The organism is Psychrobacter sp. GW64-MNA-CIBAN-0177, from assembly GCF_040309585.1.
GTDB lineage: Bacteria > Pseudomonadota > Gammaproteobacteria > Pseudomonadales > Moraxellaceae > Psychrobacter > Psychrobacter okhotskensis.
Map to the genome: position 1 here is coordinate 302728 of NZ_JBEOOY010000002.1, position 12878 is coordinate 315605.

The following is a 12878-nucleotide window of genomic DNA, read 5'->3' on the forward strand; positions in this document are numbered from 1 at the left end:
ACAATACAAGAGAGATGCGACGCGCAGGTACAAACGGGTACAAAATTGTATCATATAAAGGGGCAGGGGTTTATAAGCCTTAGCCGACCGCTAGCAGTTAGTTTGTAAGCTAACGTATTAATCTAAATGATGATACGCCCTAATAAGGTAGCAAAAAATACGACCTAGTATAGTACTAGGTCGAATCATAACTCACTTAGAGAACATGGCACTCAATACAATACATAACGTCAACGATGGTTTAAACGTGCCAGATAAGTGAATTATCCAATATTGCTAAATGGCTGATGATGAATTACGCCTGTTCGCGGGCAATGGCATGATGACCAATATCGCGGCGATACTGTGCCCCATCAAAACTAATCGCACCTGTCACTGCCAGTGCTGCTTGCTGAGCGTCTGCAATACTATCTGCTAACGCCGTCACACATAATACTCGCCCGCCGTTGGTGATGATTTCTGCATTAACGTTGTGCGCATTAGCATTGTTATCATCCGAAAATGCCGTGCCTGCGTGAAAGACCTTAACTGCGCTATTATTGTTAGCATCCAGCTCAGGCAAGCCAGCAATCACATCACCTTTCGAAGAAGTTTCAGGATAGCCTTTTGAGGCAACAACGATACCAAGGGCAGAGCGCGTATCCCATTGAGCATCACTTGGTAACTGGCCTGCCAGCCCTTGAGCGACCAAATCTACCATCGACGATTGCAAGCGCATCAAAATTGGCTGTGTCTCTGGATCACCGAAGCGGCAGTTGAATTCGATGACATAAGGGTCACCTGCGTCATTAATCATGAGTCCTGCATATAAAAATCCAGTATAAGGATGACCGGCCTCATTCATCGCATCGACCACTGGTTGAATAACTTGTGCCATGACCTTGTCGTGGACATCTTGGGTGACAACTGGCGCAGGAGAGTAAGCACCCATGCCGCCAGTGTTGGGACCTGTATCGCCTTCAAAAGCACGTTTATGATCTTGGCTAGTCGCCATCGGTAATATATTGTCACCATCAATCATACAGATAAAGCTGGCTTCTTCCCCTTGCAAGAACTGCTCGATCACCACACGGCTGCCTGCATCGCCAAACTTATTGTCGGCCAGCATATCATCGATTGCTTCATATGCTTGTTCGATAGTCTCCGCGACGATGACGCCTTTACCAGCAGCCAGACCATCCGCTTTAATAACAATGGGCGCGCCTTGCTCATCAATATAAGCTTTGGCAGCGTCAGTATCTGTGAACCCTTGATAAGCTGCCGTCGGAATATTGTTCTGTGCCATAAATTCTTTGGCAAAGGTTTTTGAGCCTTCTAACTGCGCACAATATGCCGTTGGGCCCCACGCCTTAATACCAGCAGCACGGCAGGCATCGATGATACCCGTCACCAATGGGGCTTCTGGTCCAACGATGACCATATCGATGGCGTTGTTTTGGCAAAACTCAATGACAGCATTGTGTTCATCAGTTCCGCTACCTGTAGACTCGAGAACAACGTTTTGGCATTTGGGTTCAAGGGCAGTACCAGCATTACCTGGGGCGACGTAGACGTGTTGGACGTTGTTATCTTTTGCACATTGCCATGCTAGCGCGTGTTCACGACCACCTGAGCCAATCACCAAAATATTCATCATACGTCTTGCCCTTAGCATTAAAGTTAATAATGAGTTAGTCATACACTCTGAGAGATAGCCGTATTCTAACAAAAAAAGTGCCTTGATTGCCATGAGTATCCACCTGCCAGCCGTTATTCATCAATAATTAAGGTGTGTTGTCTCATTAGCAAAGGTTATCGGCATGTTGCTGATTCATGAAATGATGTTGTACGCTTTAGCTATGCGACTAGGTGCGTTACACTTCAATATATTAATGGTATTAAATCTAGCCAGCCGTTTGCTCTTATAAACATTAGGCAATAAAAAACAACAGAGGATGCCAAAGAGAACGATATGGTTTATTAGAAGCTCGTTAATGGATGTACTGCTATCTGATATTGGTGATTCATTACATTCAGACCTTGCTAATAATTAATACTGATTAATAAGTAGAAACCAACTAAGTGCTAACAAAGAAAAGCACTTGAAAAGAAAAGCACTTGAAATACTAAACCTATAAAAAGGACAAAGGACATGCCAAACTCCCTAAGTATCGCAAAAGAGCGCATCAGCCAGATAAGCGATATTGCCACCAATTATGTACAAAATGACAAATCACTATTTGATCATTTTATTCATAGTTATTATCAGCCCCTGCATCAAGAGACGGCAGAGGCTATCAGCAATACTGACTTAGCAGGCATGGCGCTCCATCATTTTACGCTACTCAAGTCTTATGATGGTAAACAACCGCAACTCGCTATTTTGAACCCAAAAGCAGAAGAGCAGCATTTCCACAGCTCGCACACGGTCATACAAATAGTGGCGTACGACAGACCATTTTTAGTAGATACTATTTTGATGAGTCTTGAGGCTCAAGGTATCGACGTGCATCGCACTTATAACATTATTATCAGTGTTGAACGCGATGATGACGGCAACATTGCTCATATTGAAGGTGCTCATGAAAGCGCGACGTCGCACTTATCTATGATTCATTGTGAAATTGCCTATCAAGACAACGAAGAGTTGGCCGCATTACAGCAACTGTTGTTGGCAAAAGTGGATACGCTCGATACCGTCGTTGGTGACTGGAAACAAATGCGCGAGAAGCTAACGGACATCCAGTCGGAGCTGTCAAAAAAACCATTGCCAGAAGTATTCTATTCGCAGCAAGAGATTCAAGCGTTCTTAGATTGGATATTGGACGATCATTTTATCTTCTTAGGCTACCGTGAATATCGCTTAGAAGGCGATAGCATGATGGATGTCAACAGCGACGCTACCAATTCTAAGAACGCAGATTTGGATTTATTTGCCATTGGCAATAGCGGTCTTGGTTTGCTACGCGGTGCCGCAGAAGACACTTTGTCAGAAAGCTTTAGCCAATTGCCAAAAGTGTTAAAGCAGCTGTTGACCGAGCCGCGAGTATTGATGTTATCCAAATCGAGCCGTGTCTCACCTATACATCGTTCTGTATATATGGACTTCTTAGGTATTCATAAGTTTGATGACAATGGCAAACTGGTCGGTGAATATCGATTTATTGGTTTACTGACGTCGCAAGCTTATCAACTTACTGTCCAACAGATACCATTACTGCGTGAAAAAGCCAATAAAATCATGGCAATGGCAGACTTACCGCGTGATGGTCATGCACATCATAAGATGATGCACGTCATTAATACTTTACCGCGTGATGATTTGTTTCAAGCCAGCGTCGAAGAGCTTTATCCGATTGTCTCTGGTATCAGTCAATTACAAGACAAAAAGAGCCTGCGCTTATTCAGTCGTATCGACCATTATCAGCGTTTTGTTTCTTGCTTGGTCTATATTCCCCGCGATAAATTCAACACTGAACTGCGCATCAAAGTGCAAAATGTCTTGAAAGACGCGTATGGTGGCACGTCATCTGGCTTTACCACTGAATTTAATGAATCTGCCCACGCTCGTGTGCATGTCCACGTACGTACTGTGCCCGGTCAAGTTAATGATGTGAATACAGCCGCTTTAGAAGAAAAGCTGTCGGCACTCATGCAATCATGGGGCGACCACTATCAAAAAATGTTACTCGACAATGTCGGTGAGCAACAAGCCAATGCACTTAATCGTCGTTTCTTCAACTACATACCTGCCGCTTACCAAGAGCACTTTGATACCCGTACGGCTGTCGAAGATGTTAAACGCTTATCAGGATTGACCGATGAGCAGCCAATGATTTGGCACCTATATCAGTCAACCGGTGACGCAAGCAATCAGCTGCATCTTAAGCTGTATGGACGTGAGCAACCCGTTATTTTGTCCAAAGTCTTGCCAATATTAGAGAACTTTGGTGTTTCAGTGATTTCTGCGCAAACCTATGAGTTTGACTTACCAGAGCAGCCTATCTGGATGCAAGAGTATGAACTGACCTTGGAGCATGTCGATACGGTTGATATGCAAGTGGTGCGTAATCAATTTGAAGACAGTCTCAAGCAGATTTGGGCGGGACGCGTTGAGAGTGATTCCTTGAACGAGCTGGTATTAATCACCAAACTAGACACTTATGATGTGGTCGTACTCCGTGCCTTGTCCCGCTATATGATGCAAGCACGCGCGCCATTCTCTAGTGCTTATATTCAGCAAACGGTGGTAAAAAACAACGACATTAGCGTGGCACTAAGCAGCTTGTTCGATGCACGCATGAATCCTAAGTATAGTGAAGAGGCGCGCACAGAAAAAACCACGAAAATTCAAGAGCAAATCACCGCCGCCTTGATAGACGTTGATAGCTTGGATGAAGATCGTATCTTGCGTTGGTATTTAGACCTAATCAATGCCATGGTGCGTACCAACTTCTATCAAACGGATAGTGAAGGCGCACGTAAAGACCGTCTGTCGTTTAAGTTCTTAGCTGCAGATATTCCAAACTTGCCAAAACCGAAGCCGATGTTTGAGATATTTGTCTATTCACCACGCGTTGAAGCCGTGCATCTACGCGGTGGTAAAGTTGCCCGTGGTGGTCTGCGCTGGTCAGATCGTATGGAAGATTTCCGTACTGAAGTACTGGGTCTGGTCAAAGCGCAAATGGTCAAAAACGCAGTTATCGTGCCGGTTGGCTCAAAAGGCGGCTTTATCGTTAAGACCAAGTCGATGGCAGATGGTCGCGAAGCGTTCCAAGCTGAAGGGATTGCTTGTTATCAGACATTCCTACGCGGTATGCTCGATATCACTGACAATATCGTTGATGGAAAAATTGTCCCGCCAGCCGATACCGTGCGTCATGACGAAGACGACCCGTATTTGGTCGTTGCCGCTGATAAAGGCACGGCAAGCTTCTCCGATATAGCCAATGCCTTAGCTGCTGAATACAACTTTTGGCTTGATGACGCCTTTGCCTCCGGTGGCTCGGTCGGTTATGACCATAAGGCCATGGGTATCACAGCCCGCGGTGGTTGGGAGTCAGTCAAACGTCACTTCCGTATGCGCGGTATGGACATTCAAAACCGTGATGACTTTACTGTCGTCGGTATTGGTGACATGAGTGGTGATGTATTTGGTAATGGTATGCTGAGATCGACCCATACCAAGCTGGTCGCAGCCTTTAACCATCTTCACATCTTTATCGATCCCAATCCAGATACTGCTGCGTCTTATGCCGAGCGGGAACGCTTGTATGAAACGCCGCGCTCGACGTGGGACGATTACGAAAAGTCGCTCATTAGTCAAGGTGGTGGGGTGTTCTCACGCACGGACAAAAGCATCGCTATTAGCGCTGAGATGAAAGAGATTTTCGATATTAGCGAAGACAACTTGGCCCCTAATGAGCTTATTAGTGCACTAATGAAGTCGCCAGTGGATCTCATCTGGAACGGTGGTATCGGTACTTACGTGAAAAGTGAAAATGAAAGCCATGCTGATGTCGGTGACCGTGCCAATGATGCAGTCCGCGTCAATGGTAACGAGCTGCGTACAGCCGTCGTCGGTGAAGGGGGGAACTTGGGCTTTACCCAGCAAGGGCGTATTGAATACGCACAGACGGGCGGACGTATTTATACCGATGCCATCGATAACTCAGGCGGCGTGAACTGCTCAGATCATGAAGTCAATATCAAAATCTTACTCGGCAAAGTCGTTGAGCAAGGTGACATGACCCTGAAGCAGCGTAACGAGCTGCTAGAAAGTATGACCGATACTGTTGCAGAGCTGGTGTTGCGCCAAAACTATCTACAACCACAAGCAATTGAGCTTAGCCATATCCGCGCCGCTGCTAACCTAAGCGATCACCAGCGTTTTATCCAAATGCTAGAAAGCGAAGGTCGTCTTGATCGTGCCATTGAATACTTGCCAGCAGACGAAGAGATCGCCAAACGTCAAAAAGCGGATACCGGTCTGACCAATCCTGAACTGGCGGTGGTCATGGCCTATGGCAAAATGTGGGTTTATGACAACTTGTTGCTATCGGACTTGCCAGATGATCCATACTTTATCAATGAGCTGCGTAAGTACTTCCCAGACGAGCTGGCTACGCGTTTCTTTGATGAGATGACTGAACATCGTCTGCATCGTGAGATTATCAGTACCTATCTGACCAATAGTGTGGTCAACCGTTTGGGTATCGAGGCACTGTTCCGTCTCTATGAAGAAACCGATCAGTCTCTAGCGACTATTATTCGTGGTTATGCGATTAGCCGTGATGTCTTCAATGTGGCAAAAGCTTGGAACACGCTTGAGTCGTTAGATAATAAAGTCGATGCGACGCTGTTATTGAACCTCGAGCTGCGTCTACGTGATGCTCTCGAGCGCGGTGTGGTGTGGTTCATCAATGCCTTTGGGCAAAACTTGCAAGTGGCAGATATGATTAGCCGCTTTAGTGAAAGTGTTGAGAAACTAACCAAATCAGGCGGTTTTATTGAGCAGCAATTTTCCGAGTACTTAGAGGCAGACACCCATAGCTTGGTGGAAAAAGAGCTATCCGATACGGATGCTACCTTGTTTGCTATGCTGCCTTATCATGTTGATGCGTTAGATGCAGCGCGCCTTGCCGAGCAATATGAGCGTCCTGTCGATGAGATTGCGACCTTATACTTCGAGGCCTACCATGTCTTGCAGCTAGATTGGATGATGGATAATATCGCCAACTTACCACAGCAAGACTATTGGGATCGCCGTGCCCGTCATGCCTTAGTGAATGAGCTGTCACGTAGTCTGCGTCTGTTAATGGACGCCATATTGTCCAAGCCAGATGCACAGCAGGCATTTAGCGAATGGAAAGCGCGTCATAAAGACCATCTTGAAGGGGTAACGACGGAGATGCATAAGCTCGATAGCAATGATGAAAGTGCTATTAGCTTGTCAACGCTCTCTGTCCTTATGAGTGAGCTGAGCGGCCTAGTGACTAAATGAGTGAAAGTGAGCAAGTGACTAAGTAAAGAGTCATGAAATAAATAACAAGATAAACGTCTTTTCAAAAAAACCACCGTTATTAATTGACGGTGGTTTTTTATTGCCTTATTGTCATAATTTTTATTAACTTCCTTAACTGCTGTCTTAATTTACGAGGCTTTTTCGTCGGTAACATTGGTAACTCGGCGACAGCCTTGACCGCTGATTTGGCTAAAGCCGCCAGAGAGTTTTTCAACCTTGATTTGGGTTAAGATACGGTCCTTTAACGCCTGTACATGCGAGATAATGCCAATAAGTTTACCTTCTTGCTGCAAACTGGTTAAGGTATCGAGCGCAATATCGAGTGACTCTTCATCAAGCGTGCCAAAACCTTCGTCCAAAAATAGCGAGTCGACGCGGATGTTGTGACTGGCCATTTGTGATAGTCCGAGCGCTAATGCCAAGCTGATAATAAAGCCTTCACCGCCGGAGAGATTTTTGGTACTGCGAATATCGCCGCCTTGATAGTTATCGATGACATTAAGCTCAAGGGGATTGCTGTCATCATGAATGAGCAAATAACGGTCACTCATTTTTTGTAGCTGAGTATTGGCATGGCTAATCATGACCTCAAACGTTAAGCCTTGGGCAAAGGTACGGTATTTCTTGCCATCAGCGGAACCAATGAGCGTATGTAGCTGTTGCCAAACTTGTAGTTTTTGTTTTTGCTCATTGATAGCAATGAGCTGTGCCGCTTGTTGGCCTTTTTGACTGTCGTTATCCTTAAGTTTTTGGTCAATCGCACCGATTTTTTGACTTAACTCATCAATATCTATTTGTATTTGATGGTGCTGGCCAGCAAGTATTTCTCGGTCTTCATCCGTCATAGGATTGGCAAGTTTTTGCTCTAACGCTTGCTGGGTGCTATCCAACTGTAATTTAGCTTGATGCAATGCATTATCAATCGCTAATTTACGTGTCTGTAGTGACTCACGCTCTTCTTTAGGCAGGCGGGCACTCACAAAAGCAGCTTCATCTACGAACTGTGATTCTGCGAGCAAGTTAGTAAATCCGCTTTGCTGCGTATTCAGTATAGACATCGCCGCCTGTAGCTCTGTGTCTAGCTGTTGTTCTCTAGCTGTTAATTGCTCTAGAGTCTGCTGTACAGTGTCTAGCTGCCTTTGTGCTACTACTTGCTTGGCTTTAGCCTCATCAACCGCACGGCGTAATTGATTTTCTTCATTGTCTGTATTTTTATCTGCAAAAATCTCTTTTCTATCTTGCTTTAATTGTTCGATAGCATTGGTCTTATGAGCAATTAAGCATTCTAGCTCTTTGAGTGCTGTGTCATCATTGCTCAGCTGTATTTGCTTAGTTTCAATCTGTGCAGTCAAACTGCTTAAGCTATTGGTTAGCTGCTGCTGACGGTCTTTCTGCTCATTAAATTGTCGTTTTAACTGGTTTAAAGCGCTGCGCTGTTGACGCAGTTTTTCAATATGACGGTCATAATCTGCGCTGTCTATTACCGTTTGCTCATCAAAACTATTACCCAATTGCTTAAGTGCATTAGATAAGTCTGCCGCATTGAGCGATATAGTTGAGTTTAAGTGTTCTTTATATTTATCCGCTGGGTATTTATGCGTTAGAGATGAAACGGTGGTCATCAGGGGTGCCAACTCCGAGAAATTAGCGGCAATCTTATCTTTTATCCCATCAATCTTTTGTGAGTTAAGCTTGATGTCAGTTGTTAGATTATTAATATCGTGACTAACTGTTTGTTGCTGTTTTTCGTCGGTTTCGATGGCAGTACTGAGCTTTGCCGCACTCTCAGTTAAGTTGTCATATTCGACCACTATAATTTTAAGAGACTGTTTATGTTCAGTCAGATCATGTTTGGCGGTGTCTAATAAGGATAAGCTATGATCTATATTCGTGATGGTCGCATTAATATCATCGTTTATCTGAGTAAGAGGATTGATAATTGCTGCGATTGCTTCAGAGTAATCGTTCTTAGTCTCAAATAGTGAAGATAGGTAAGACTGAATATCGCCATATAATATTTCGGATTTCTGCTGTAGTGGGGCTAGCTGTTGTTGCTGGTTGTTAAGCGTTTCTTTCTTTGTAGCACATTCGATATTGTATGTTGATAAAGCCTGCTCAAGGTTATCAATAATGGTTTCTAGTTCAGCTATTTGCTGCTGAGTTTGTTGCGTCTTAGTCTGTTTTATTGTGGACGACTGGTTTTGCTTGGCATTGTCATCGATATTATTACTGTCTAATAACGGATGATGCTTACCATAAGGATGCTCATGCGCGCCGCATAACGGGCAGGGCGACCCATCTTCTAGCTCTGCTATGTAGTCTTCAAGCTTAGCGACCTTTTGTAGTAAATTCAGATGTTCTTGCTTTTCTTGCCTCTTGAGCTTAGCATCTTGAATATCTGACTGACGACTAGCAATGAGTTCTTCTAAGGTCGTTAATTCCTCGTTTAGCGTAGGTAGCGAGAGGTTAGTCTTTTTGATTTGGCGAGCAAGTTCAGACATCTGCTGTAATTTAAAGCTGGCTTGCGCAATATGATTGTTGATCTGATCCACTTGCTCTTGCTCGAAGCGCATACTCGCAAGCGACTGTTTTTCGATGAGTATTGCTTGCTGCTGTTGTACGCTGACCAATTGCTCGCGTTGCTCAGTTATTAACAACTTATCAGCATCTTGCTGCTTAGAGAGCTTATCGAAATGAGCTTGTAGCTTGCTTGATTGGTTGTCATGCGCAAGTTTATCCGCCGCTAAGCTGACATTATCTTCCAGCAGCACCACTAATCGGCGACAGCTGCTATCAAAGGTCGCCATATCTGTATCGAGATCGTTTAGCTCTTCATAATCGCTAAAATATTTTTCTATACTGCTAAGCTGAGCTTTGGTCTCTTGTTCTGTTTGTTTGTGGCTGGCTATTTCTTGGCGTAATCGTTGCGTATTATTGACTAAGACGTCTTTACGTTGATTGTCATCTGCCAAAGAATGGGATTGCTGTTTTATTTCAGCATCCAACTCGCGCGTTTTTGCAATGATAGGTAAGGTGGTCTGCAGATTGTCCGTGGCTTGCTTTTCAATGGTATTGATATTGTTTAAATGGGTCGTGGCTTGTGCCAGCGCTGCTTGCTGTGTTGGAATCTTATTAAGCAAATCTTGCTGCTCGAAACCCAACCTCTTGACCGACTCTCGGCTATAGCTAAGCTCTCGAAATTGACTATCAATCTCCAAGGCTTTATTAGCAATATCTAGGCGCTGCGCTTCTGGAGTAAAGGCTTGCTGAGCCTGCTGTGCCGCTGCAAAATCATTTTGATAAGTTAATATATTTTGCTGTAGCTGCTGTACATTATCCAGCCACTGCAGCTGCTCGCTCAGGGTTTTGAAAGTTTGTCGCTGCTTGCTTTGCTGTTGATTAAGGGTCTGTAGCTCTGCTACCAGTAACTTTTCATCTTCAAAACTTAATAACGATAGGCTACTAACGCCCGCTTGTAGCTTACCAAGCACGTCTTCCTCAAAGCGTTTCTTTTCATGGACGTTTAACGATATCTTGGCATAGATAGCAGTACCGGTTATTTTCTCTAAAATGGCGGCTCTATCGCCAATATCTGACTTTAAAAACGCGGCAAAACTGCCCTGTGCGAGCATGATGGAGCGGGTAAATTGATTAAAATCCATGCCGATAAGGTCTTGAATGTAGGCTGATGTCTTAGATTTTTTCTCTTCTAAAATCTTGCCGGTTTTAACCTCACTAATCTCATGTCTAATCGGTAATAAGTTACCTTTGGCTTTTTTGTGGGCGCGATGCTGGTACCAGTAGCATTGATAGCGTTTGGAATCTATCTCGATGATGACTTCTGCCGAGCATTCCCCCGTACCTTGGGTCATGATTTCGTTCGTTGAGCCGGTAATATCACCCAATCTTGGCGTTTGACTATATAGTGCTAAGCAAATCGCATCCAAGATGGTGGTCTTGCCAGCGCCCGTCTGCCCAGTAATGGCAAAAATCCCTTCATTCAGAAAAGCCGGATCACTAAAATCAATGTGCCATTCGCCTTTTAGGGAGTTTAAGTTTTTAAGTCGTAGTTCAATCAGTCGCATGGGTAGGTCTTATTTTTATATAGAACAGTTATAAAGAGAACAGTGATGAAAAGTGAAGAAGTTGTTGGCTGGCATCCAAAATGCGCTGCTATTATTCGGCCTGAGTATCTTCATGACGCAGGTTATAAACAATTTGATCATAGGCGTCACGTAAGGATGATTTTTGCTCATCAGGAATATTGTGAGCAATTAAGCAGCGCTCAAATACTTCTTCCTCATTTAAATCTTGTAGGGTCTCAGAGATTTGCTGTTGGTTCAAAACTTTATTATAGGTGCGCGTGTTTTTAATTTTTAATACTTCACACGGCAAACCATCTACCATCGCCTGAATATGCTCACGCAACTCACTGACCACGTCATCACCCGTATAAATAATTTCAAGCCAAACAGATTCTGTTGCATCAAGAGCTTGAATGGTTTTATCGATAGTCTTATTAATAGACTCCAGATCACCTGAGATTTGCGCCAATTTTTGGAATTTTGGAATGGGTAGGGAAACCACTTGCATCTGACGTGACTCATCATCATGCAGCAGTTGATATGCTAACTTAGCACCTGTTTGAGTTAAACCTTCTTCAACCGTGCTTTCTTCCTTTACATCACTTTCTACTGAGTCATCAAAGTCAAACAAGTCATCTATAAAACCAGTTGACCGACTTGCTACTTTTTTAGCGGCTTTTTCTACCGATTGTTCAATCTTAGTCACTGTATTAGTAAGCTTAGGCATATTGCTTTCAGATGTACTATTTGACGCTGCTTTTTGATTGCTAAAATCATTTTCTACTGCGCCAAACTGTACCAGCAATACTTGCTTTTGTTGCTTGGCCTCACCAAAGCCCATCGCAATAGGCGAGCCTGAATAGCGGATATGCTCACAGCCGCCGACGCGCTGCGGTACGTGCAAATGCCCAAGTGCCACATAATCAAAGCCTTCATCGAACATATCAGCAGAGATTTTGCCGAGTGAGCCGACATAAAGCTCACGCACACCATCGTCTTCAGTAGTGGTGCCACCCGCTGCGAATAGATGCCCTGTAGCGATGATAGGAATGTGACGCTGGTTTGCTTCGGCTAATTCTGTTTGCTCTGTTTGCTTCGCTTTAGCAATGCTGGCGACTTCATCATAATGGGCACGAATGCCTTTGATGACATTGGCATCTTTACTATCCGCGGACTCGCCAGCGCTGCTGCTACGGACATCACGGTCACGCAGATAAGGGATTGCGGCGATGATGCAATGCGGTGTACCGTCTGCATCGTCTAACACCAAGACCTCATCTTTTAAGTCTTCACAAGCGGTGCCAATGACATGAACGTTTAAGAATTTTAAGACATTGCTTGGTGCGTCCAAAAAAGTAGGGGAGTCATGGTTGCCCGCGACGATAACGATATGCTGGCAACATGATTTTGAAACTTTGCCCAAAAATTCATAATATAGCGCCTGCGCTCTGTTACTCGGCGTCATGGTATCAAAGATATCACCGGCGACGATAAGGACATCGACTTTTTGCGCGCTAATGGTATCTTGTAGCCAACTTAAAAACGCTTCAAATTCATCATAACGCATACGACCATAAAGCCTGCGTCCTAAATGCCAATCTGAAGTGTGGAGGACTGTTAAAGGTTTCATAGGCATAGACTTGGTATCGGCAAGTGTGGACATAGTTGAGCTTTAGGATATTTAGTAGAAAGTAGTCATTCTAGCAAGATTTGCTTTGGTTTTCTCTGTTAGTGTCTGGTTTAAAGTAAGCATTGGCTTAGTAGCTATTTAGTATTTAGTATTTAGTACC

At 44.2% G+C, this 12878-nt stretch carries 4 protein-coding genes; 1 reads left to right on the forward strand and 3 read right to left on the reverse strand.

The genetic code is table 11. The annotated features are described in order from the left end of the window. Positions 1-295 precede the first annotated feature (295 nt). A complete protein-coding gene (gene purD, locus AAEY79_RS02845) occupies positions 296-1633 on the reverse strand; it encodes a phosphoribosylamine--glycine ligase (RefSeq protein ID WP_350588008.1) in 1338 nt (445 codons plus the stop codon). Positions 1634-2131: 498 nt separating this feature from the next. Between purD and AAEY79_RS02850 the strand changes: the two genes are divergently transcribed. Continuing rightward, a complete protein-coding gene (locus tag AAEY79_RS02850) occupies positions 2132-6982 on the forward strand; it encodes an NAD-glutamate dehydrogenase (protein ID WP_352287154.1) in 4851 nt (1616 codons plus the stop codon). A 149-nt stretch (positions 6983-7131) separates the two neighbouring features. On the opposite strand, the gene AAEY79_RS02855 is transcribed toward AAEY79_RS02850, so the two are convergent. Beyond that, the gene (locus tag AAEY79_RS02855) at positions 7132-11088 is read right to left on the reverse strand and encodes an AAA family ATPase (protein ID WP_352287156.1); all 3957 of its coding nucleotides are present in this window, start codon (positions 11086-11088) and stop codon (positions 7132-7134) included. A 91-nt stretch (positions 11089-11179) separates the two neighbouring features. Continuing rightward, complete coding sequence (locus AAEY79_RS02860) at positions 11180-12724, reverse strand: exonuclease SbcCD subunit D C-terminal domain-containing protein (RefSeq protein WP_173240292.1); 1545 nt, start codon at positions 12722-12724, stop codon at positions 11180-11182. Between the last annotated feature and the right edge of the window lie 154 nt (positions 12725-12878).

Excerpts from the sequence above, each read along its gene's own strand:
- AAEY79_RS02850 (WP_352287154.1), top strand. The coding sequence starts at position 2,132 with ATGCCAAACTCCCTAAGTATCGCAAAAGAGCGCATCAGCCAGATAAGC.
- AAEY79_RS02860 (WP_173240292.1), bottom strand. The coding sequence starts at position 12,724 with ATGCCTATGAAACCTTTAACAGTCCTCCACACTTCAGATTGGCATTTA.
- purD (WP_350588008.1), bottom strand. The coding sequence starts at position 1,633 with ATGAATATTTTGGTGATTGGCTCAGGTGGTCGTGAACACGCGCTAGCA.
- AAEY79_RS02855 (WP_352287156.1), bottom strand. The coding sequence starts at position 11,088 with ATGCGACTGATTGAACTACGACTTAAAAACTTAAACTCCCTAAAAGGC.